Raw genomic sequence first — 22,089 nt, forward strand, 5'->3', positions numbered from 1 at the left:
CATCGCTCAGCCACGGTCGCCTATGGTGCGTTCAGCGTCGGGGCAGGGTGCTCCGGCCGGCCACAAGGAGAATTTCCATGAAGACATTCCTTCTCGCAACCGCCCTTCTGGGCCTGTTCGCCGCCGGTGCGGCCCGCGCCGAAGATGAAGGCAAGGGCTGCAACGTGCCGAAGGACAAATGGATGACTGAGGACGCCATGAAGGACAAGGCCAAGGCGATGGGCCTTGATGTCCGGCGGGTGAAGGTCGAGAACGGCTGCTACGAGGTCTATGCGATCGACGCCAAGGGCGCCAAGGTCGAGACGATCTTCAACCCGGAAACCGGTGAACCGGTCGGCTCGGAAGGAGCTGAATGATGGCGCCGCTCTCCCGAACCGATGGGGCGGGGGAAAGCGTCAAGGTGTGGGACCCGCTCGTGCGGGTCTTTCACTGGTCGCTGGTCTGCCTCTTCGTTTTTTCCTTTGTCACCGGCGACGAATGGAAGAAGGCCCATATCCTCTCCGGCTATGCCATCGCCGGGCTGATCGCCCTGCGCCTGGTCTGGGGGCTGGTCGGGTCGCATCACGCCCGCTTCGCCAATTTCCTCTACGCCCCCACGACGTTACTTGCGTTCCTCCGCGACAGCTTCGCCCTGCGCGCCAAGCGGTATCTCGGCCACAATCCGGCCGGGGGCGCCATGGTCGTCCTGCTGCTCGTTGCGGTGTCGGGCATCGTGACCACCGGCTATATGATGACCACGGATGCATATTGGGGCGTCGCGTGGGTGGAGGATACGCACAAGGTCCTCGTCTATTCGACCATGGGGTTGGTCGCCCTGCATATCGCCGGCGTTGTCCTTGCCAGCGTCGAGCACCGGGAAAACCTCGTGCGCGCCATGGTGACGGGAAGAAAGCGTCGCGAAGGTTGATGTGTTGCCGACTCTATGGCAATTATTTAGAATAATTCTAAATATATCGTCTGAAGTCCTGCAGCCACGGCCGATATGCTGAAATTCGGAGATGCCATGCGTTCCGTTCACAAGGAAAATCATCTCATCGATCGTATCGGCTGGCTCCGGGCAGCGGTGCTGGGTGCTAATGACGGGTTGATCTCGACGTCGAGCCTCATCGTCGGTGTCGCGGCGGCGACCGCGGCATCGCAGGAAATCCTCGTCGCCGGTGTCGCCGGGCTGGTGGCAGGTGCGATGTCGATGGCGGCGGGGGAATATGTCTCCGTCAGCTCCCAGGCCGATACGGAACAGGCCGACATGGCGCGTGAGCGTCACGAGCTGGCCACCCAGCCGGAGGCGGAGTTGGCAGAACTCGCTGCAATCTACGAGCAGCGCGGCGTCGCGCCGGATCTTGCCCGCCAGGTCGCCGAACAAATGATGGCGAAGGACGCCTACGAAGCCCATGCACGGGACGAACTCGGCCTGTCGAGCCACGTAGTGGCGCGGCCTGTCCAGGCGGCACTGACATCGGCAGCGACATTTGCGATGGGTGCGGTCCTGCCGCTGGCGGTCGCCCTGCTGGCGCCGTCGGGAACGGTCGTCTGGGCTGTGCCCGTTGCCTGTCTCATCGGGCTTGCCGTCCTCGGCGCGATGGGTGCGCGTGCCGGCGGTGCTGGCATCTGGCGGCCGACTGTCCGGGTCGTTTTCTGGGGCGCGGTCGCCATGGCGTCGACGGCGGCCATTGGCGCGCTTGTCGGCCGGGCGGTCTGATCATGAGGCGCCTGTCGTTCGACAAGCTGGCGCCCACGTCGCCCTCACGCAGATGGAACGCCAGGCGGCGAACGAATAGCCGAACACATTCGCTCGATGAAGGGCGAGGTGTTAGCCGAGACCAGCACAAGGGCGGTCGTCGAGAAGTCACGTGATCTCGAGGGCAAGGAATGTCATCGTCGTGGCCCGCCGATGACGGCGACCGCGCGTGAGCTCATGCCAACTACCGCGTAGCCTGCGAGCTCAGGGTGGCGTGTCCAAGATATGGCGCAGCTAACGATAATAGCCTTCCGATCAGAGCACCCGTCAAAACTGTAGCGAAGAATAGGTCGCCGCGGAAACCGGAGCTGATCGAGATCGCGGATGTAGCCGCCTTCAGCATGAGCAATTTGAGGAGCGCAAGGTCAGGTACATCGGTTTCCAGGTTCAGGTGCAGGGCACCGTGGCCGTCAGGGAATGCCTTGTGTCATGTGTTTTGCCGACGGTCGAGCATAGCCCGCGGGCCTCAATTCAAATGCATGTCATCGACGGATTTAGACCTCGGCCATTGCCTTTCAAAGCTCTCTTGGTAGCACGTGCGGAAAGCAACGCGGGTCAGATGGTCAACTGCTCGTAGGCTTTCAAGAGCATGTATCCTGCCACGACGAAGAGGAGCAGCGCAAAGACAGTGTTGAGCGCGCCCTTTCTGGTTGCGAGTTTGCGCGCGGCAAGGGCGCCCAACAAGCCGCCGACAACGCCGCCACCGATAAAGACGATAGCGAGTCCCCAGTCAACCAGGCCGGAATAGGCATAGTTAAGGGATGTCGTCAGGCCGAAGACGGTGACAGCGAGGAGAGAGGAGCCGACGGCGAAGAGGATGGGCATGCCGGTCGCGGCGATAAGGCCAGGTACGATGAGAAAGCCGCCGCCGATGCCGAAGAAGCCGGAAAAGGCTCCGGTCAGTCCGCCGAAAGCGATCACCTTCGGGGCATTCTCGCGGGAACATTGCGCATTCGGGTCACCCTCTTCGCCGCGCCTTATGAACATCAACGCACCGACGACGAGCATCAGTAAGGCGAACAGGATCAGCAAGTGCTGCCCATCAATCATCTTGCCGATGGAGGAGCCGACAAACGCGCCCATGATTCCAGCGAGGCTGTAGAGACCCGCGCAGCGCCATTTGACATTGCCGAAGCGGGCATGGCCGAGAAGGTTGGCAAACGCGTTCACGGCGACAGCAAAGGCGCTGGTGCCAATGGCGAGATGCGGGTTGGGAACGCCGACCATATAGACCATAAGGGGCACAGCGAGAATGGAGCCGCCCCCGCCGAACAGGCCGAGAGTAAAGCCGACAACTCCGCCAGACAGCGCGCCGAGGCCGTATTGAATGGGTTCCAGAAGCATGGCGCACCTTTCGCCGCGCGTTTAGGCGGTCTTGTTTCGGTGTGGTCGAAAAGCGTGCAAGGCGATGACACTGTTTGCGGATTATCGGATCACCGCTGCGGGTCGGCCGACCGTCAAGCGATAGAGGATCATGCCGGCAAACATGGCGACGACGAACAGGGCAGCTTCCCAGCGGCCCGTCGTCAGGACCGCAATGGCGGGGCCGGGGCAAAGGCCGACCAGTCCCCAGCCAAGTCCGAACAGCACCGCGCCGCCGATCAGCGCCCGATCCACGCGGCCATGTTCTGGAACGTAGAACCGATCGTCGAAGGCCGGCGTAAGTCGCCGCTTCCGGATCAGGTAGGCGAAGGAGGAAGGGATGAGCGCACCGCCCATGACAAATGCGAGCGAGGGGTCCCACTCGCCGGTAATATCAAGGAAGGCGAGGACGCGGGCCGGATTGATCATGTCCGACACGACGAGCCCCGCGCCGAAGAGGAGGCCGCTCAGGATCGCAGCAAGGGTTCTGGCGAACATCAGACAATGCCTCCAAAGACGTGGCGGACGGCGAAAACCGTGAGGGCGGCGACGGCCATGAAAACCGATGTGGCGACCAGCGAGCGCTTCGACAGGCGTGCAAGGCCGCAGACGCCGTGACCGCTCGTGCAGCCGGAGCCGAGGCGCGTGCCGAAGCCGACGAGAAGGCCGGCGGCAACGAGCAGCGGCGCCGATGCGGTGAGGGTGATCTCGGCTTGCCGGAGGAAGGTCGAGGCAAGTACCGCGCCAGCCAGAATGCCGCCGAGGAAACCAAGGCCCAGTGTGCTGATGCCGGTTCCCGTGAGGCCGGCGGCCGATGCCGCAAGGCCCGAAATCCCGGCGATGCGTCCGGTCGTCAGCAGATAGAGGCCGGCCGAAAGGCCGATCAGCAGGCCGCCGGAAAGTGGCCAGAGGATGTTGAGGTCGGTCATGGGGTCACAGGACGTTTAGAGGGATCTTGAGATACTGCACGCCGTTGTCTTCGGTGGGCGGAAGCTGGCCGCCGCGCATATTGACCTGCACGGACGGCAGGATCAGCTTCGGCATGGCGAGCGTCGCGTCGCGCGCGGTACGCATCGTGTAGAAGTCGTCCTCGCTCACACCCTCGCGGACATGGACATTGCCGGTCCGTTCTGCGCCGACTGTGGTCTCCCAGGCGTAGTGATCGCGGCCGGGCGCCTTGTAGTCGTGGCACAGGAACATGCGTGCTTTATCCGGTAGCTTCATGAGGCGCTGGATCGAACGGTAGAGCTGGCGTGCGTCCCCGCCGGGGAAGTCGCAGCGCGCTGTACCGTAGTCCGGCATGAACAGCGTATCGCCGGGGAAGACCGCATCGCCGATGACATAGGCTAGACAGGCAGGGGTGTGGCCAGGGACGTGCAGCACGGTTGCCTCCAGACTGCCGATCGAAAAGCGGTCGCCGTCGTTGAAGAGCTGGTCGAATTGGCTGCCGTCCCGCTGGAATTCGGTGCCGGCGTTGAAGATCTTTCCGAAGACCTGCTGCACGCGGACGATTTCGCGTCCGATGGCAAGTTGGCCGCCGAGTTCGGCCTGCAGCAGCGGCGCCGCGGAAAGATGATCTGCATGGGCGTGGGTCTCGAGCAACCAGTGCACTTCGAGACTTTCGGATTTTATGTAATCGATGAGCGCCTGGGCGGAAGCGCTCGTGGTGCGGCCCGAGGCCGGATCGTAGTCGAGCACGCTGTCGATGATGGCGCAGGCATTGGACTGCGGGTCGCGCACGACATGGCTGATCGTGTAGGTCTGCTCATCGAAGAATGATTTTACGACAGGGCGTTTTGCTGGATCCGCAAGGCCCGCTGCGACGATGGCGCGGGCGCGATCGAGGGGGAGATCTGAAACGGTGCTTGGCATGGCTCGTGTTCTCCGTAAAGAATGGCTAATAGATACATATTTACAGTAATTATGCAAGTATGTATTTTGTGGAAATCGAAATCGGCAGCCGTTATCACGGATGCTCGGCCTGCACCCAGGAATGCGATCATGACGGAAACGAACACTCACTCAGCCCGCCCGCCGCGTATCGACGAGACTGCGCCCGGATTCGCCGCGCGGTCCACCGCAGGTCCTGTTACGCTGTCGGCCTTCCGCGGGCGCTGGCTGGTGTTCTTCTCGCACCCCGCGGACTTCACGCCGGTTTGCACCAGCGAGTTCATCGCGCTCGCGCGCGCGGCGCCGGAATTCGAGAAGCTTGACTGCGCCCTGCTTGGGCTTTCCGTGGATAGTCTCTATTCCCACATCGCCTGGCTACGAGACATCGAGGCGCGCTTCGGCGTAAAGGTCATGTTCCCGCTCGTGGAGGACAGCGCTATGGTGATCGCGCAGGCCTACGGCATGATCGACGGGACCGCGCAAAGCAGCGCGACCGTCAGGGCGACCTATGTCATCGACCCGGATGGCATCGTGCGTGCGGTCGTCTGGTATCCGATGAATGTAGGGCGCTCGGTCGATGAGCTTCTGCGCCTCGTTGCGGCCCTTCAAGCCGCAGAGCGCGAGGACGCCTCGACGCCCGAAGGGTGGCGACCGGGCGCGGCTCTTCTTGAGCAGGTACCCCTTGCCAACGAGGACGATTGCGCTCTGCGTGAGGGAGAGGCCTGGTATTATCGGGAGAGGCGGGCATGAGTGGGGGAGCGAGCGTTTCGCTGGAAACGATGATCGCCAAGGCGCCGGAAGCGGCAGATTTCATGCGCCAGTTCAGCAACGCCAATCGTCTCATGCTGCTATGTCAGATCGCACGCGAGGAAAGCTCGGTCAGTGACATTCAAGAGGCGCTCGGCATCAAGCAGCCGGCGCTGTCCCAGCAATTGGCGGAGCTTCGGCAGGCCGGCCTTGTCAAAACACGCCGGGAATCGCGTCAGATCTACTATTCCATTGCCGATGGCCGCGCCGAGGCGGTTATGGGATTGCTGTTTGAGCTTTTCTGCGGCAGTGAGGCGCCCTCAGCCGCCGGGCTCACGGAAAGGCGAGACGGTGCGCCGGCCCCGGATATACGCGGAGATGCGGCTCATTTCGCCCGCATTGTTATTTCCGAATAGCTTGTCGGATTGTCGAAGGCGACCAGACTATCTGTCCCCGACCGGGTCGCATGGCGGCAGGTTGAGGCGTGGAGCGAGGCAGTCTTCTTCATGCGGCCGAGATCGGTACGGCAACAAGCTGGTTCGGTCCATGCCTTTTAACTCGACATGAATCGATTCCGGCCGCTTTCATCGAGAAGAAAGCGGGTGATCCCGCCAAATACCAGCTCTCTCAGCCGACTATGTCCATATGCGCCCGACACTATGAGATCCGCACCGCTCTGATCGACAAACTGCAACAGGCCAATCGTCTCATCCGCGCTTTTGGAGATATGGGATCTGGCTCTCACGTTGTGGTGGGCGAGGTACGAGACAACGTCCGCATTGCTCTTTCGCAGCGAAGTGTCAGGTTCGGAGCTGACCGAAACGACGGTCACGTCCTTGGCCAAGGACAGCAAAGGAATGGCATCGGCCACGGCACGCCGCGCCTCGCGTGTGTCCTTCCAGCAGACCACGATCTTTTTCACCGGCATCGCATGTCTTCCGTTTCCCGCAACAAGCACGGGGCGGCCTGAGTGCAGCACGACACTCGCCGGGTCAGCGGTTCTGTAGGAATCGCCAGACTGCGCACCTTCCCCTGCAGCCATGACAATCAAATCAGCGGCGCGGGCAGCTTCAACGATTGCCTCGGTGGGTCCGCTCATTTCTGTGCGCCACTCGCTCTCGACCCTGTCGGCCGTCAGGGCACGAAACTCAGCATGGATCTCTTCTATGCGATTTTCGATGTCCTTGTACATGCGCTGTGTCGCGCTGGTTGCCGCGTAGCTCGTTGTTTGCAAAGCAAACGGAGAGGGGAATACCTGCGCAGCGCACAGACCAATCAGCCGTGCACCCACCTGCACTGCCAGGTCGGTTGCGGCATTTGTGATCGGCTTGACTGGTCGATCGATGTCCAGGTTCACGAGAATGCTACGATAGCTCACGGCTCCCGCCTCCGCCGACAGTTGGAAATACTGCTAAACTAGCGCTGGGCGCGCCATGCGCGTTGACACCGGTCAAGCGGGACAGGTTCAGGATGCTATTTTGACGTAGATCATCGCGGACTGCAGGTGCCGAGAGCAATCTTTCCTTCATCGCATGACCATTTCGGTGAAGGAGCTCAGAAATGTCGTTCAGGACCATACTCTCGCTCATCGGCACGACAAATACCGATGCAGATATCGACAAGGCCGTAGAGCTGACGGCAGAAATAGACGCGCATCTTTCCGTCATGGCGCTGAGAACCGCGATATCGCCGTTCGGGGCCGACTATCCGGCTGCGGCCGCATGGCTGAGTGAGCGCCAAAGGGAAATCGACGAGGTAGTCGATGCTCGACGCATTGCTGATGAGCGCTGCAGGAAGGATGGCGTATCGTTCGATGTCGACCACATTTACGACGATCGCTTCATTATCGAGAGCAACATCGGCACGCGGGCAATGTATGCAGACGTGGTCGTTGCCGGTGAAGGTGTCCGCTCAGACATCGAGCTTCGCAAGGCTGCAATCGCGGCGACGGCGTTCAATGCCGGTACACCTCTGCTCTTGGTGCCGAAAACAGGCCGTGCCACCCTGAAGCCGAAAAACGTCCTTCTGGCGTGGAATTCGCGTCCGCAAGCGGCCAGCGCCGCAAAGGCGGCTATCGAGATGCTGAAAGGCGCCGATACAGTCCGTCTCGTCGTCGTCGATCCGGATTCGTCTTACTTCGAGAATGGCGGTGAGCCGGGCGCCGACATGGCGGCGTTCCTGTCGCGCCATGGCGCAAAGGTCGTGGTTGAGCAGATCGCGAGCGGCCAGCGGCCGACGGAAGACGTCATTCGCCAGCATGCGCTCGAACTCGGCTGCGACATGATCGTCATGGGGGCCTATGGCCATTCACGTCTGCGCGAACGTGTCTTTGGGGGTGTCACCGCTTCGATCCTCGATAAGTGTGACTTGCCGGTGTTCATGGTGCGGTAAGAGCCGGAGCGTCCCAATGCTCATTTTGCAATGGGACGCTCATCCCGATCCACTGGCGTTTCTCGTTGTCGTTCAGGCGCCTGTCAGCATGACGACCTATTCCCCGATGGAGTTCCAGCCAAAAGGAAGCTGACATGAACATCCGTCGCAATATCCTCACCGCGCTCGCCATCGTCACAATCACCTCGCCCGCATGGGCAGTGAACACCGTCAAGGTCATAGAGGGTGGCGAAGGCGGCGGTCCGATGACGCTCACGCTCGACCGTTCCACGATAAAGGCCGGAGAAACGACATTCGTGGTGCACAACGACGCGGTGACCGAGGAGCATGAAATGGTCCTGGTCAAGCTGAACTCGGCCGATCAGAAGATCGATGTGATTGCCTCCAAACACCGGGTGGATGAGAAGCAGTTGAAAAGTCTCGGCGAGGTATCGGACCTCAAACCCGGCACGGACGGGCAACTGAAGGCGAAACTTGCCCCGGGTTCCTATCTGCTACTCTGCAACATCAAGGGCCACTACGAGGCGGGAATGCACGCCATGCTGACGGTGACGAAGTAACCGCATCCTCCTGGATGCCATCACACGCAAGAAGGCGAACCACGTCCATGGCTACGACCGCATCGCTCTCGTTTTCCCTTCCGCAGCGCGTCTTGCACTGGCTAACAGCGGGGTTCGTCTTCTTCAACCTTTTATTCCCGGACGGCATGAATGCGTGGAACCGGAGCATCAAACAAACCGGTGCGGCGAACGCCGAACAGGTGGCAAGCGCCAACATCCATGCCTATGTCGGAATTGCGATCCTCCTTCTTGTGGCGGCTCGTCTTTTGCTCCGGCAGGTCCACGGCGTGCCGGCGGCGCCATCTGAGGAGCCACAGATATTCAAGTTGGTCGCGAAGGTTTCCGAATGGACCCTTTACCTTCTTCTTATCGCAATGCCGGTTACTGGCGCCGCTGCGTACTACCTCGGATTCGAGGGCGCAGGCGACCTCCATGCCGATGTTCTCAAGGCCGTGCTGTGGGCTGTTGTCGGCCTTCATGTCCTCGGCGCGTTGGCGCATCAGTTTTATTGGAAGACGAATGTGCTTCGGCGAATGACGATTGGCTGATCATCCCTTCCTGCGCCCGGCGGCCACGCCATCGAGCGCGCTTGCTACATGCCGGTGATGATGGTGTGAACGGCAAACGCTGCCGCGCCGGCGATGATCGTGAGGGCAGCGAACGGTCCGCTGAAGGTCGATGGTCCGAGGACGGTTGCGATGCCTGCACGGCATAGGGCATTCGTTGTCATGGCGATAAGGATTGCCTCTCCGATGACGTCGATCGGCATGGCGCTCCGGCCCACTTGCAGAGCGGCCAGCACGGCGACATCGACATCGACCGTGCCTGTCAATGCGCTCGTGGCCAAAAGACCGGAGCTACCGAAGCGCGAGACGAGAACAGCGCTTGCAATGGCGGCTGCTGCGAAAATCGTCGCGAAGATCAGGAGCGGACCGATCTCGAAGGGATTGCTGGCCGGTACGTCGGCGAACGGCTTGTCCTGTCGCCAATAGAAAATTGCGAGCCCAGACCCGGCGAAGACGACCGCTGCCATGGTTGCGGCCGGGCCGATGGCAACAATCGCTGCCGGATCGATCAGCAGGATCAGGCCCATTACGCGCAGGATGGACACTGCTGCGCCGAGGGCCGCAGCGCCGGCAAGCGGCAGCGGATCGGAAGAGCGTTTCGCGGTTCGCGCCAGAACCATGGTGACGGCCGTGGACGAGACGAGGGAGCCGGCAATCGCGCTCAGCACGAAGCCCTTGCTCGCTCCGAAAATCCTGACGGCAATGTAGCCGAGGAACGAGAGGCTTGCGGTCAGAACGGTGAAGAACCACACCTTCCAAGGATTAAGCCCTCCCCATGGGTCGATGGCCTCGTCGGGCAGGACCGGCAGGACCACCGCCGTCATGACGGCAAGCATCAACGCAGAGCGCAGTTCCATCCAGGTTAAGCGCTTCAGGAAACCATGCAGGACGTTCCGACTTGCAAGCGTGGCTGCAAGGGCTGCGCCTCCCGCTGCCGCTGCTTGCGCATCGCCGGTGGCCGCCAGGCCGCCGAGCGCCAGAACGCCGAGACCCGCCATGACGGTGGTGACACTATAATCGGAATCCGAACGCGCCTCGCGCAGCTTGAACACGCCCAGCGTGACGGCGAAGCTCAGGAAACCGATTGCAAACACCACCGGAGAGTTGAGGGTTTGAGCGAGGACTGCCAGAACGCCGCCCAGAAGTCCCGATATCCCGAACGTGCGCATGCCAGCGGTTCTGCTGCCTTCGGGTGCCTCCCGCTCCTGCCAGCCACGTTCGAGCCCGACCAAAAGACCGATCGATAGCGCGAGACCCAATCTGGCTATGAGCGTATCCATTTGCAGAACCACCAAGTATGAACCAGCCGGCCAAGTCGCGGTGGCTGCTTGTTTCAGTATAGAGAAATCGCCGCTCCAGGAATTGATCTTGCGCAAGGCGAGAGCGCCCGTCTTTGGGCTTACTCTCTTCGCATTCTGCGATAGGAGCAGGGAACGTGCCACAAGCGGACAAAAGCCTCTGGCAACGACATTCGAGCGTGATCCTGGTCGCAATCGCCGCTGGTGGGTTGGTGATCGGCTTGGTCTTGTCGTGGCAGGCCGCTCGCTACGCTCATCTTGTCTGGAGCGCGGCGACGCTGGCCGTCCTTACCAGCCTTTTTCTACAGGTTTTCAGTGCATTGCGCCGAGGTGATGTCGGGCTCGATATCGTTGCGGCGCTTTCCATGTCTGCAGCGATCGCGTTTGGCGAGCCGCTTGCCGGAAACGTCGTCGGCTTAATGTACGCGGGCGGCCAGTTGCTGGAATCTTTTGCGGAAGGGCGCGCGCGTCGGGAGATGACGGCCCTGATGGGGCGCGTCTCGCATTTTGCGATGCGTTACGGCCCTTCCGGGCTCGAGGAGGTCGCGATCTCCCAGATACAGCCAGGCGACCGGCTGCTGATCCGACAGGGCGAGGTGCTGCCGGTGGACGGGATCGTTTCCGGCGAAGGCTCCGCACTGGACATGGCGGCCTTGACGGGAGAGCCTTTGCCGCAGCCCGCTCCACCTGGAACCGAGGCGCTCAGCGGCTCGACCTGTGTGGGTGCGGCCTTCGATCTTGTCACCTACCGAACGGCCGCCGAAAGCACCTATGCCGGGATCGTCCGGCTGGTCGAGGCCGCGCAGGCGAGCAAGGCGCCCATGGTCCGCATGGCTGACCGTTTCGCGATGGGCTTCCTGGTCCTGACCCTCATCATAGCGGGCGCTGCTTGGTACTTATCACAGGATCCGATCCGCGCGCTCGCCGTCCTTGTTGTCGCGACGCCCTGTCCCCTGATCCTTGCAGTCCCCGTCGCCATCATTTCCGGCATGTCGAAGGCGGCGGGTATCGGGGTCCTTGTGAAGAATGGTGGCATGCTCGAACTACTGGCGCGTGTGCGGACGGCGGTTCTCGACAAAACCGGTACGCTCACCCATGGGCAGGCAGCGGTGGTCGATATCAGGACGACATCAGCCTTTACCGTAGAAGCCGTGCTGCAGGCGGCTGCAAGCCTCGATCAGGCTTCCGGCCACGTCGTCGCCGCTGCGCTGGTCCGTGCGGCAGCCGAAAGAGGTCTGTCTCTTTCGAGGCCAGAGGCTGCGCGGGAAGTGCCCGGCACTGGCATCGAAGGCTATGTCGACGGAAGGCGGGTTGTTGTCGGCGGGAGCGGTTTCGTGCAGCGCACGTCCGGCTGCGACGATCCACATGAATTGATCGCACCCGAAATGCGCGCCTCGATGACCGTTGCCGTCGCCATCGATGGAGTGCTCGCGGGGATGATCGTACTGAAGGATCAGGTCCGCATGGATGCGCTGCCGGTTCTCGATGATCTCCGCGCCGCCGGTGTCCGAAAGCTCGTGCTGGCGTCCGGCGATCGCAGGGAGATCGCCGAGTCCGTGGGGCGGGCTCTTGGCATGGATAGTGTCCTTGGCGATCTGACGCCGGAAGCCAAGGTCGCGGCCGTCAGGAAGGAGACCGGCAATGGCCCGGTAATGATGGTGGGCGATGGCGTCAACGATGCGCCCGCACTCGCGGCGGCCGACATCGGTGTCGCCATGGGTGCGCGTGGCACGGCCTCATCGTCGGAGGCCGCCGGTGTGGTGCTCCTTGTCGATGAGCTTGCGCCGCTCGCCAAAGCAATTGCGATCGCGCGCCGAAGCCGTCGGATCGCGTTGCAGAGTGTATCTGTGGGACTGACGCTTTCGGTCGGGGCGATGGTTGCGGCGGCATGCGGATATCTCCAGCCCGTCGAAGGTGCGATCCTTCAGGAGGCGATCGACGTGGCCGTGATCCTCAATGCTCTCAGGGCTCTTCGATGATGTGAGGTTAAAACCCCCGCTGGAGTTCTCAGTGCGACAGTTCGCTTGTTTCGCTCATCGCGAGGATTGGCGTGCAGGATGTCACGTTTCTTGCCGGGCATCGAGAATGCAAAAAGCCGGGTTACCGAATAGGCATAGCAGATCGGGGCGACGTAAGGACTGTCGTTTTCGGCGCAAACCAGTCGCGCCAGCCGCTGAGCCGCAATCGTCGCTGCGCATTCTTTATGGGGCATTTCGCGGATCATCATCGGGAGTTCCTCCTTCGCTTCGTGCGCGGATTGATTCCACTTTCTTCCCCTTTGGTTCCCGGCACCTTGACGCAAGGCAAAGGAGTTGACGCATCGCCTAATCGGGCGGAAATGCTCTAAAGCTTCAGCCAACCCGCTCCTCCCATCACCATTCCCGCTTCCAGACCATACCTTTCGGACCACTGCCTTCTCGCATTCCAGCACCGCCATCGTGATCACGCTGATGGCGAGGATGAGCAGTCCGTCGAGCAAGGCTATGGGAGTCGTGCCGAAAAGCTCGTGCAGGAACGGCGCGAAGGTGAAGACGAGCTGCGCGGCCACGAAGACTGCGATGGCGGCGAGCACGGCAGGGGTGCCCATGATGCCGGAAACCCCGAGAAGCCCGATTTTGTGGTAGAGGAGGTCTTCCATCTCGCGCAGCGCCAGTCCCTCCTGCTCGAGGAGATGCAGCAGCACGCCCGGGCCAAGCGCCGCAGCGCGTCGCCATGGGAATACCGCCGAGAGTCGAAAAGCCCATGCTGGTGTCGCGGCTGGTCCCCTTGTCGAGGCCGCACAGGCTCGCACCGCTGCCAAGATGGGCGACCACAACCCTGCCGTCTGCCTTTTCCGGCGCGAGGTGGGCGAGTTCGCCGGCGACATATTTGTAGGAGAGGCCGTGGAAGCCATGCCGCTTGATGCCCCGGTCATGGAATGTGCGTGGGATGGCGAGGGTCTCCGACAGGATGCCGCTCAAATCCGGGTTCGGCCGGGCATCCAGCGCGGCCTCGATCCGCTGCTCCCCCTCGCTTACCTGCAAGGTCAGCGGATCGTGGCGGAAATCGATTATGCCCCGGGAGATCCGGAGGGGCGCTTCCGAGCGAAGCGCAAACAGGCCGATCTTCATGGTGGAGGAGCCAGCATTGAAGGTCAGCAAGGTCTTCATCCGGGCAACCCCTCCACCGGATGGGGCGCTGCGGGCCGACACCGGATCGCCCTGGCCCGTCAGCACTATGGGGACACGCGCCACGGGCAAGAGCCCAGCCGCCGTCGCGCCGGCGAAGTAGATCAGTTGCTTGGCCGGCATGTTGTCGGCTTCGGGATCCGGCACGAGCAGGATGTCGGCCTCGCCCGCGACGGGGAGGCGATGCCCTTGGTGCGGGCGGCGTCCAAGTTGAGGGCATTGTCGAAGGCGAGCGGTCCGTCGACGCTCGCGCCGGTGATCTGTCCGCGCGCGGCCATCACGGTCAGCGCCGCGGTATCGAGCCGTCGCCGGCATCTTGGGGTTCACGGTCTCCACGGCGGTGAGCACCGTGACTTTCGGCTTCTCCATGCCGAGCCGGCGCAGGAGATCGACCGCGTTCTGGCAGATGTCCCGCTTGTGCTTCAGCGTCGGCTGGATGTTGATCGCTGCGTCGGTGACGATGAGCAGCTTGTCGCAGGCCGGGATGTCCATGGCATAGACATGGCTGTGCGCAACGGGAACGATCTCGATACCGTCGAGCGAGACCTGTGCGGTCTCGGCGGCGGCGAAAAGGTCTATATCGTCTTGGCCGACGAGCGGGACGATAGAGGCGGTATCGCCGGGCTGAATCTGGTCGAAAGTCTTGTTGCGTAGAAAGTCATCTGTCGATCCATCACCCTATACAGGACAGTCTCACCCTCCGTTGACGCAGATCAAGTTTCATTGTGCGGAGCCGTCTAGAATGAGATCATGTTGGAACGGGAGACGGGAGTTCGTCATGTCCGCGGGCAACGCGATGAATGCAGAGCGAATTGCGGCGGCCTTCGTCCCAAGCATCGCCGATCCACTTCTTTTGACACGCTTCGGGATCGGAATGGCGATGTACTGGCATTGGCTGGGGACGACGTCACGTCTGCTTCAGGATCAGTGTGCTCATTTCCAGAACCTCGCCGAGTGCGACGATGCGTTGAAGATGCTGGTTTGCCAGACCGAGTTTGCCGAGAAATCCTTCGCTGCGAATCTTGAGGAATTACGCCGGGGTGTCATCACGATAACCGATATGGCCTGTGGGCGTATCGCCGGCGGTGGGGCGCTGCCGCAGTAGCGTTGTGCCTTCGGAGCAAACAGGCTTTCACGGGCGTTGAACTCTCGGAGCGGGCGGACAGGGAGAGCGGATATGGCGAACGATCATGACACCGGAGACTTCGCGCTGATCGACCGCTACTGGCGGGCGGCCAACTATCTTTCGGTAGGCCAGATCTACCTGATGGACAATCCGCTGCTGCGCGAGCCGCTGAAGGCGGAGCATGTGAAGCCGCGCCTTCTTGGGCACTGGGGCACGACGCCGGGCCTGAATTTCATCTATGCCCATCTCAACCGTATCATCCGGACGCGCGACGCCAATGTCCTCTATATCTGCGGCCCCGGCCACGGAGGGCCGGGCATGGTGGCCAGTACCTATCTGGAAGGCACCTATTCGGAAATCTATCCCGAAATCGGCGAGGACGAAGCGGGACTGAAGAAGCTCTTCCGGCAGTTTTCCTTCCCCGGCGGCATTCCGAGCCACGCGGCGCCGGAAACCCCCGGCTCCATCCATGAGGGCGGCGAGCTTGGCTATGCGCTGGTGCATGCCTATGGCGCGGCCTTCGACAATCCGGATCTCGTCGCCGCCTGCGTGGTGGGGGACGGTGAGGCCGAAACAGGCCCGCTCGCTGCGGCCTGGCATTCCAACAAGTTCCTCAGCCCCGTCAGCGACGGCACGGTGCTGCCGATCCTCCATCTCAACGGCTACAAGATCGCCAACCCGACCGTGCTGGCGCGCCTGCCGGACGAGGAGCTGGCCCATCTCTTCACCGGCTACGGCTACGAGCCGATCTTCGTGGAGGGCCACGAGCCGCAGGCCATGCACCGGGACATGGCAGCCGCGCTCGACGCCGCCTTCGACCGCATCGCGGCCATCCGGGCCGCGGCGAAGGGCGAACCCGCCCGCCGCCCGCACTGGCCGATGATCGTGCTGCGCAGCCCGAAGGGCTGGACGGGACCGAAAGAGGTGGATGGCAAAGTGGTCGAAAACCACTGGCGCTCGCATCAGGTGCCCGTCTCCGAGTGCCGCACGAACGCCGCCCACCGCGGCATCCTCGAAGCCTGGATGCGCAGCTACGATCCCGAAGATCTCTTTGATGCGGATGGCCGCCTGAAGCCGGAGCTGCGGGCGCTGGCGCCGACGGGTGCGCGGCGCATGGGCGCCAGTCCGCACGCCAATGGCGGCATCCTTCGCAAGGAATTGCGCACGCCCGACATCGCTGCCTATGCGGTCGCGGTGGAGCGGCCCGGCGCGGCCGAGGAGCAGGCGACGAAGGTACTCGGCGACTACCTGCGTGACGTAATCCGGCTGAACGCGGCGGAGCGCAACTTCCGCATCTTCGGACCGGACGAGACGGCCTCGAACCGGCTCGCCAGCGTCTTCGAGGCGACGGACCGTGTGTGGATGGCCGAGACGCTACCGACGGACGATCACCTCGCGCCGGAAGGCCGTGTCATGGAAGTGCTCAGCGAGCATCTGTGCCAGGGCTGGCTGGAGGGCTACCTGCTCACCGGCCGACACGGCTTCTTCTCCTGCTACGAGGCTTTCATCCACATCGTCGACTCGATGTTCAATCAGCATGCCAAATGGCTGAAGGTCGCGCGCGAACTGCCCTGGCGCAAGCCGGTTTCCTCGCTCAACTATCTGCTCACCTCCCATGTCTGGCGGCAGGACCACAACGGCTTTTCCCACCAGGATCCCGGTTTCATTGATCTCGTCGCCAACAAGGGATCGGACATTGTGCGCGTCTACCTGCCGCCGGATGCCAATACGCTTCTGTGGGTCGGCGACCATTGCCTTAAGACCTGGAACCGCATCAACGTCATCGTGGCCGGTAAGCAGCCGGCGCCGCAATGGCTAACGATGGACGAGGCGGCCTCCCATTGCGAGGCCGGGCTTGGCATCTGGGATTGGGCGGGCACGGAGGAGGGACTTGGGCCCGACATCGTGATGGCCTGCGCGGGCGACGTTCCCACTCTGGAGACGCTCGCCGCCGTCGATCTTTTGCGCCTGGCGCTGCCACACTTGCGCATCCGCGTCGTCAACGTCGTGGACCTGATGGCGTTGCAATCGCCGCAGCATCATCCGCACGGCGTTTTGGATGAGGATTTCGACCGGATATTTACCCGTGACCGGCCGGTCGTCTTCGCCCATCACGGCTATCCCTATCTCATTCACCGGCTGGTCTACAAACGCGCCAACCATACGAATTTCCACGTCAGAGGCTTCGTCGAGGAAGGCACCACGACCACGCCCTTCGACATGGCGGTGATGAACAAGCTCGACCGCTACCACCTCGCCATCGAGGCGATCCAACGCTTGCCGGCCCTTGCCGAGCGGAAACCGGATCTCGTCGCCGGGCTGAAGGCGAAGCTCGACGCGCATCATGCCTATGTACGCGAGCACGGCGAGGACATGCCAGAAATCCGCGACTGGAAATGGCCCTATGCGCGGCAATAGGCCGATCCGTGGGCGAAGCGACCCGTGAGGGGAGGGAACTATGCTGTCACTGAAATCGCTCGGCGGTGCGGGAACCGTCACCGGCTCGAAGCATCTGCTCACCCTCGGGGGACACCGCATCCTGATCGACTGCGGTCTTTTCCAGGGTCTGAAGAACCTGCGTGACCTCAACTGGACGCCCCTGCCAGTCTCGCCGCGTGATATCGATGCGGTGATCCTGACACATGCGCATCTCGATCATTGTGGATATCTGCCGCGTCTGGTGCGCGAGGGCTATCGTGGCAAAATCTACGCGACGTCCGCCACCCGCGATGTCGCCGAGCTGATCCTCATGGACAGCGGCCATCTGCAGGAAAAGGACGCGGAATTCCTCAACCGGCACAAGCTGTCGCGTCACCAACCGGCTCTCCCCCTCTACACGGTCCATGATGCGCAGAACGCCGTGGAGCACTTCTCGACCGTTGAATTCGACCAGACCGTGCGGCTTTCCAACGGAGCATGGTTCCGTTTCCACCGCGCGGGTCATATTCTCGGCGCTGCATGGGTGGAAATGGTCTGGGGTGGCCAGAGGATCGTCTTTTCCGGCGATATCGGCCGCTACGGCGATCCGCTGATGCCGGACCCCGCTCGGCCGGTCGAGGCGGACTACATCATGGTCGAATCCACCTACGGCAACCGCATTCACGACAAGACCGACCCGGAAAATGCCCTGCGGGCGGTCGTGGAGCGCACGATCAGACGTGGCGGAACGCTCGTCGTCCCGGCCTTCGCTGTCGGGCGCGCGCAGGAATTGCTCTATTATTTCTGGAGGCTGAAACAGGCAGGGGCTCTTGGAGACGTCCCCGTGTTCCTCGACAGCCCCATGGCCATCGATGCGACCGGGCTCATGGGCCGGCATCCCAGGGATCACCGGCTCGATCTCGAAAGCTGCAAGAAGGTGTTCGGCATCGCGCGCTACACCGACGACGTCGAGGCCTCGAAGGCGATCAGCTCAAGCCGCGTTCCGAAGATCGTCATTTCCGCCTCCGGCATGGCGACGGGCGGCCGTGTGCTGCATCATCTGAAAGCCTTCGCGCCCGATCCGCGCAATACGATCCTGCTTGCCGGCTTCCAGGCCGCCGGCACGCGGGGACGCTCGCTTCAGGACGGCGCGAAGGAACTGAAGATCCATGGCGTCTGGCTTCCGGTCAATGCGGAGGTCGCCCATCTCGACATGCTCTCGGCCCATGCCGATGCCGATGAGCTGATGCGCTGGCTTTCCGGTTCTCCGCACCCGCCGCGCAAGGTCTTCATCGTGCACGGGGAGGCCGAAGCCTCGGAAGCCTTGCGTGTGCGCATAGAGCGCGAGCTCGGTTGGGCGAGCGTCGTGCCGCGCCTCGACCAGGAATTCTCGCTGTGAGCCCTGCACCCGGGCTCAGGTGGAGCGAAGATCCTTGCGGATGAGGACAAGCGTCGGATCGTCGGGGTAGGGGACGGTGACGAAACCCTGTTCCCGTTCGATAACCTCTTGGTTTTCCCGTCTTTCCAGCGATTCCAGAGTGCTGATGCCACGACTTTGTGCATAGCGGGCTGCGTGGCGCAGCATCTCCCAGCCGACACCCTGTGCCTGTCGTCGGCGCGCACGGAAATCGCCATCTCGGCCTTCGTCATCGACGGGTTGCAGGCCACCATCGCCGCCACGACAATCGCGCCGCTGCTGCCGGCGAAGGCGAGGAAGTGCTCGGTCGCGACATGATCGACCTGCGCCATGGCAAGCAAGCGTTCATGGCTCACCTCCCGCACACTGCCAAGGAACCGGAAGCGCAGGTCTTCCGGCGTCACATGCCGGAGGACGTCCGACAGCAGAGGCTCGTCCATCGCCCTGACCGGGATCGCCCGCACGGCGTCCGTCTCGATGACCACCTTGAGCGCTTTCGTATCGGACGCGTGGGAGAAGGTCTTCCGTCCCGGACCTTTCGTAGACAAGCGCCATCATCTCATTCTCCTTGGCGGGTTCGCATGCGTTGCGGATGCAGGTGAGAATGAGCCTCTCCCCCGTGACAGGCTTTGACGCCGGCCAAAGCAACCTGTGGGTTGGAGGCGCAGTCTTTGGCTGTGTTTTCGAACGCCGGGAGACCCGCCATGACTGCCGCAGATGTTCACTCCGCCTCCAGCACCGCCGCCTCGGCGACAAAGCAAACCAAGCTGCATCTGGGCGCGCTGACGGCGCTCGTCATCGGTTCAATGGTGGGATTGGGCGTTTTCGGCCTGCCGCAGAATATGGCAGCAGGAGCCCGGCCGCTCGCCACATTGATCGGCTGGGCGATAACCGCCGTTGGCATGCTGGCATTCCTTTTCATCACAAATAGCACCGAGACTTGTAGACGCTGTCAACGGCGGAGTAAAAACCGGCCACGGGGCGGAGCAACAGTCGGCCACGGTGGCGCCGGCCTGAGACCGCCGGGAGGGCGTAGCCCGAGCGGGGGTCTCAGGCCGGCGCGGCGATTTTTTGTTGGAAGTTTCAGCCGGCCTTTCAGGCGCGGCTTTGGGCGAGACGATAGCTGTCGCCGTTCATCTCAAGGATGTTGACGTGGTGGGTGATGCGATCGAGCAGCGCGCCGGTCAGGCGCTCAGATCCCAGGGTTTCCGTCCATTCGTCAAACGGAAGATTGCTGGTGATCAGGGTGGCTGCGCGCTCGTAGCGTTGCGAGATCAGCTCGAACAGCAATTCCGCGCCAGTTTTGGATAGTGGCACAAACCCCAGTTCGTCGATGATCAGCAGTTTGTAGGCGGCCATCTGCTTCTGGAACCGGAGCAGACGCCGCTCGTCTCGGGCCTCCATCATCTCGCTGACCAGGGCCGCCGCTGTGGTGAAGCCGACGGACAAGCCCTTCTGGCAGGCGGCCAGGCCGAGGCCGAGCGCGACGTGCGTCTTGCCGGTTCCGCTGGGGCCGAGAGCGATGACGTTCTCACGGCGCTCGATCCATTCGCAGCGCGCCAGTTCCAGCACCTGCATCTTGTTGAGCTTGGGTATGGCGGAGAAGTCGAAGCTATCCAGGCTTTTGACGACCGGGAATTTGGCCGCCTTGATCCGGCGTTCTACCTTGCGGCGATCCCGCTCGATCGTCTCCCGCTCGGCAAGCCGGAAGAGGTATCCGACATGATCGACGCCTTCGGTGGCGCAGAGCCGGGCCAGCTTCTGGTGCTCGCGCTGGAAGGTCGGCAGCTTGAGGGTTTTGAGATAATGGGCAAGCAGGATGTCGGGTGCTTCGGTGCTCATGCCGCTTCACCCGCATCAGACGACAGGAGACGCATATACGCCTTCGCCGATGTCTTCTCGACCGTCGCTCTTGGCAGGTAGGGATAGATCGTCAGGTCCAACCGCGGTGGCCGGCGCTCGACCCGGCACAGGATCAGATGTTTGACCGCATCGAAGCCGATCGCGCCGAGCTGAATGGCCTGCTTAACGGCCGCATGCAGGTCCGCAAGGTCGAAACTCTCCAGAAGACGGAGAACTTGCACGTATTCCCGCCGCCCATGCTTGGCCATGCGGCCTTCCATCAGCCGGCGCAGCGTCGCGAACTCCTCCGGCAGATCCCAGCCCTGCAACGGAGCTGCTTGATCCAGCGAGTTGATCTTCTGCTCGATCAGCGGCAGGTAATGGACGGGATCGAAGACGACATCTTCGCGTTCCCAGCACCGCGGATGACGGGCAATGATCTCGCCGCGGCAGCCGATCACCACTTTGTCGACATAGCCCCGGACCCAGACGTCCTGATGGCCATACGCGACCGGGACGGAATAGTCGTTGGTCTTGTAGCGCACCAGCGACTGGGCAGTCACAATAGCGCTGGCCTGATCGCACGCATCGAAGGGTGACGCCGGCAAGGAGCGCATGGCCGCGAGATCCCGCTGCAATCGTTCCCCGATTGTCTCGCTCTCGCCGCGCAGCTTGTCGCTCTGGCGCTTTCGGCACTGCTCTTCCAGAAAGGCGTTGAACGCATCCCATGTTGGAAACTGCGGGATCGGCACCATGAAGTTACGTCGGGCATAGCCGACAAGCCCTTCGACATTCCCTTTGTCGTTGCCCTTCCCAGGACGGCCATAGCGATCCCGGATCAGGTAGTGGGACAGGAAGCCACTGAACAGCGCTGCCCGTTTGCGCGTGCCGTCGGGGAGGATCTTCGCGACAAGGCAGCGGTCGTTGTCGTAGACAATCGACTTCGGCACGGCCCCGAAAAAGACAAATGCATGGATGTGACCATCGACCCAGGCTTCGGCCACGGCCGCCGGATAGGCCCGCACATAGCAGCCGTCACTATGCGGTAAATCCAGCACAAAGAAGCGCGCCTTCTGTTCCACGCCGCCGATGACCACCATCGCCTCGCCAAAGTCGGCCTGCGCATGGCCCGGCGGATGCGACAGCGGCACGAATACCTCCTGTCGGCGCTGATCTCGCTCGCGCATATAATCCTTGATGATCGTGTAGCCGCCGGTAAACCCGCACTCATCGCGCAGGCGGTCGAATACCCGCTTGGCTGTGTGGCGCTGCTTGCGCGGCACCTTCAGATCTTCGTCGAGCCAATGCTCGATCGTCGACACAAACGCATCCAGCTTCGGCCGCCGGATCGGTGATCGCCGCTGATAGCCAGGTGGCGTCGAATAGGCCAACATCTTGGCTACGCTGTCGCGCGATATGTTGAAATGCTTTGCTGCCTGACGTTGCGTCATCCCTTCGGAAACAGCCAGGCGAACTCTCAAATAAAGTTCCACGGTGTAGATCCCCTGTCCCTCCTGCATTCATGGCAGAAAGGAAATAGGTGGCCGGTTTTTACTCCGCCCGCGGC

The 22,089-nt window shown here is 62.3% G+C and carries 24 protein-coding genes and 3 pseudogenes; 14 read left to right on the top strand and 13 right to left on the bottom strand.

Going from position 1 to position 22,089, the window contains the following annotated elements:
* Positions 1-77 precede the first annotated feature (77 nt).
* The 3 genes from K0P03_RS22940 (at position 78) to K0P03_RS22950 (ending at position 1,699) form a co-directional block, all read left to right on the top strand.
* Positions 78-356 (top strand): PepSY domain-containing protein, encoded by a 279-nt coding sequence (locus tag K0P03_RS22940; protein WP_023515909.1) that lies wholly within the window; start codon positions 78-80, stop codon positions 354-356.
* Positions 353-907, top strand: coding sequence for a cytochrome b/b6 domain-containing protein (locus tag K0P03_RS22945; protein WP_037406509.1), 555 nt, complete (start codon positions 353-355; stop codon positions 905-907). Before K0P03_RS22940 ends, K0P03_RS22945 begins: the two co-directional genes overlap by 4 nt.
* 96 nt (positions 908-1,003) lie before the next feature.
* Positions 1,004-1,699: a VIT1/CCC1 transporter family protein gene (locus K0P03_RS22950; RefSeq protein WP_023515911.1), complete on the top strand. Its 696-nt coding sequence runs from the start codon at positions 1,004-1,006 to the stop codon at positions 1,697-1,699.
* 57 nt (positions 1,700-1,756) lie between these two features.
* Here K0P03_RS22950 and K0P03_RS22955 read toward each other — a convergent pair.
* From K0P03_RS22955 to K0P03_RS22975, 5 genes and pseudogenes are all read right to left on the bottom strand, one after another.
* Positions 1,757-2,147 (bottom strand): annotated as a pseudogene (locus tag K0P03_RS22955) (chloride channel protein); the annotation flags it as partial.
* A 146-nt stretch (positions 2,148-2,293) separates the two neighbouring features.
* A complete protein-coding gene (locus K0P03_RS22960) occupies positions 2,294-3,082 on the bottom strand; it encodes a sulfite exporter TauE/SafE family protein (RefSeq protein WP_023515535.1) in 789 nt (262 codons plus the stop codon).
* An 81-nt stretch (positions 3,083-3,163) separates the two neighbouring features.
* Entirely contained in the window at positions 3,164-3,598 is a 435-nt protein-coding gene (locus K0P03_RS22965; protein ID WP_023515536.1) for a DUF6691 family protein, read from the bottom strand.
* Positions 3,598-4,029, bottom strand: a complete 432-nt coding sequence (locus K0P03_RS22970) for a YeeE/YedE family protein (protein WP_023515537.1) — start codon at positions 4,027-4,029, stop codon at positions 3,598-3,600. Before K0P03_RS22970 ends, K0P03_RS22965 begins: the two co-directional genes overlap by 1 nt.
* A 4-nt stretch (positions 4,030-4,033) precedes the next feature.
* The gene (locus K0P03_RS22975; RefSeq protein WP_023515538.1) at positions 4,034-4,972 is read right to left on the bottom strand and encodes an MBL fold metallo-hydrolase; all 939 of its coding nucleotides are present in this window, start codon (positions 4,970-4,972) and stop codon (positions 4,034-4,036) included.
* Positions 4,973-5,101: 129 nt separating this feature from the next.
* Here K0P03_RS22975 and K0P03_RS22980 point away from each other — a divergent pair, with 129 nt between their 5' ends.
* Both K0P03_RS22980 and K0P03_RS22985 read left to right on the top strand, forming a co-directional pair.
* Positions 5,102-5,740, top strand: a complete 639-nt coding sequence (locus K0P03_RS22980; protein ID WP_023516262.1) for a peroxiredoxin — start codon at positions 5,102-5,104, stop codon at positions 5,738-5,740.
* Positions 5,741-5,769: 29 nt separating this feature from the next.
* Positions 5,770-6,153 carry an ArsR/SmtB family transcription factor gene (locus K0P03_RS22985; protein ID WP_245290364.1) on the top strand — a complete coding sequence of 128 codons (384 nt, stop codon included), beginning with the start codon at positions 5,770-5,772 and terminating at the stop codon, positions 6,151-6,153.
* Positions 6,154-6,290: 137 nt separating this feature from the next.
* Here the strand turns inward: K0P03_RS22985 and K0P03_RS22990 are convergent, their stop codons facing one another.
* Positions 6,291-7,115, bottom strand: a complete 825-nt coding sequence (locus K0P03_RS22990; protein ID WP_024270377.1) for a universal stress protein — start codon at positions 7,113-7,115, stop codon at positions 6,291-6,293.
* A gap of 182 nt (positions 7,116-7,297) precedes the next feature.
* Here K0P03_RS22990 and K0P03_RS22995 point away from each other — a divergent pair, with 182 nt between their 5' ends.
* The 3 genes from K0P03_RS22995 to K0P03_RS23005 all read left to right on the top strand — a co-directional run bounded on the left by K0P03_RS22995 (position 7,298) and on the right by K0P03_RS23005 (position 9,236).
* A complete protein-coding gene (locus tag K0P03_RS22995; protein WP_024270378.1) occupies positions 7,298-8,128 on the top strand; it encodes a universal stress protein in 831 nt (276 codons plus the stop codon).
* Positions 8,129-8,262: 134 nt separating this feature from the next.
* Positions 8,263-8,688 (top strand): sulfocyanin-like copper-binding protein, encoded by a 426-nt coding sequence (locus K0P03_RS23000; RefSeq protein ID WP_023517604.1) that lies wholly within the window; start codon positions 8,263-8,265, stop codon positions 8,686-8,688.
* A 47-nt stretch (positions 8,689-8,735) separates the two neighbouring features.
* Positions 8,736-9,236, top strand: coding sequence for a cytochrome b (locus K0P03_RS23005; RefSeq protein WP_024270379.1), 501 nt, complete (start codon positions 8,736-8,738; stop codon positions 9,234-9,236).
* 44 nt (positions 9,237-9,280) lie between these two features.
* On the opposite strand, the gene K0P03_RS23010 is transcribed toward K0P03_RS23005, so the two are convergent.
* Positions 9,281-10,630, bottom strand: a complete 1,350-nt coding sequence (locus K0P03_RS23010; protein WP_245462406.1) for an MgtC/SapB family protein — start codon at positions 10,628-10,630, stop codon at positions 9,281-9,283.
* Positions 10,631-10,689: 59 nt separating this feature from the next.
* Between K0P03_RS23010 and K0P03_RS23015 the strand changes: the two genes are divergently transcribed.
* The gene (locus tag K0P03_RS23015) at positions 10,690-12,531 is read left to right on the top strand and encodes a heavy metal translocating P-type ATPase (protein WP_023511839.1); all 1,842 of its coding nucleotides are present in this window, start codon (positions 10,690-10,692) and stop codon (positions 12,529-12,531) included.
* On the opposite strand, the gene K0P03_RS23020 is transcribed toward K0P03_RS23015, so the two are convergent.
* The 3 genes and pseudogenes from K0P03_RS23020 to K0P03_RS23030 all read right to left on the bottom strand — a co-directional run.
* Entirely contained in the window at positions 12,477-13,235 is a 759-nt protein-coding gene (locus tag K0P03_RS23020) for a pyridoxamine 5'-phosphate oxidase family protein (protein ID WP_024270381.1), read from the bottom strand. The two genes, K0P03_RS23015 and K0P03_RS23020, sit on opposite strands and share 55 nt — an antisense overlap.
* 73 nt (positions 13,236-13,308) lie before the next feature.
* Positions 13,309-13,701 (bottom strand): annotated as a pseudogene (locus K0P03_RS23025) (hypothetical protein); the annotation flags it as partial.
* A 24-nt stretch (positions 13,702-13,725) separates the two neighbouring features.
* A pseudogene (locus tag K0P03_RS23030) lies at positions 13,726-14,226 on the bottom strand (phosphate acyltransferase); the annotation flags it as partial.
* Between K0P03_RS23030 and K0P03_RS23035 the strand changes: the two are divergent.
* From K0P03_RS23035 to K0P03_RS23050, 4 genes are all read left to right on the top strand, one after another.
* Positions 14,221-14,373 carry a hypothetical protein gene (locus K0P03_RS23035; RefSeq protein WP_245290365.1) on the top strand — a complete coding sequence of 51 codons (153 nt, stop codon included), beginning with the start codon at positions 14,221-14,223 and terminating at the stop codon, positions 14,371-14,373. The pseudogene K0P03_RS23030 and the gene K0P03_RS23035 overlap by 6 nt on opposite strands.
* A gap of 124 nt (positions 14,374-14,497) precedes the next feature.
* On the top strand, positions 14,498-14,824 hold the full coding sequence (locus tag K0P03_RS23040; RefSeq protein WP_024270383.1) for a hypothetical protein: 327 nt from the start codon (positions 14,498-14,500) through the stop codon (positions 14,822-14,824).
* A 72-nt stretch (positions 14,825-14,896) separates the two neighbouring features.
* Positions 14,897-17,263 carry a phosphoketolase family protein gene (locus K0P03_RS23045; protein WP_023515966.1) on the top strand — a complete coding sequence of 789 codons (2,367 nt, stop codon included), beginning with the start codon at positions 14,897-14,899 and terminating at the stop codon, positions 17,261-17,263.
* Positions 17,264-17,303: 40 nt separating this feature from the next.
* On the top strand, positions 17,304-18,662 hold the full coding sequence (locus K0P03_RS23050) for an MBL fold metallo-hydrolase RNA specificity domain-containing protein (protein ID WP_272790721.1): 1,359 nt from the start codon (positions 17,304-17,306) through the stop codon (positions 18,660-18,662).
* Positions 18,663-18,677: 15 nt separating this feature from the next.
* Here the strand turns inward: K0P03_RS23050 and K0P03_RS23055 are convergent, their stop codons facing one another.
* Positions 18,678-18,848, bottom strand: coding sequence for a hypothetical protein (locus K0P03_RS23055; protein WP_272790722.1), 171 nt, complete (start codon positions 18,846-18,848; stop codon positions 18,678-18,680).
* Here K0P03_RS23055 and K0P03_RS23060 point away from each other — a divergent pair.
* Entirely contained in the window at positions 18,837-18,998 is a 162-nt protein-coding gene (locus K0P03_RS23060; protein ID WP_245290366.1) for a hypothetical protein, read from the top strand. The two genes, K0P03_RS23055 and K0P03_RS23060, sit on opposite strands and share 12 nt — an antisense overlap.
* A 777-nt stretch (positions 18,999-19,775) precedes the next feature.
* Here the strand turns inward: K0P03_RS23060 and istB are convergent.
* Both istB and istA read right to left on the bottom strand, forming a co-directional pair.
* Complete coding sequence (gene istB, locus K0P03_RS23065) at positions 19,776-20,522, bottom strand: IS21-like element helper ATPase IstB (RefSeq protein WP_272790723.1); 747 nt, start codon at positions 20,520-20,522, stop codon at positions 19,776-19,778.
* Positions 20,519-22,015 (bottom strand): IS21 family transposase, encoded by a 1,497-nt coding sequence (gene istA, locus K0P03_RS23070; protein ID WP_050746815.1) that lies wholly within the window; start codon positions 22,013-22,015, stop codon positions 20,519-20,521. The genes istB and istA overlap by 4 nt, the downstream gene beginning before the upstream one ends.
* Positions 22,016-22,089 lie beyond the last annotated feature (74 nt).

Origin of the sequence: Shinella sp. HY16, assembly GCF_028534175.1 — a bacterium.
In the GTDB taxonomy this organism is placed as follows: Bacteria; Pseudomonadota; Alphaproteobacteria; order Rhizobiales; family Rhizobiaceae; genus Shinella.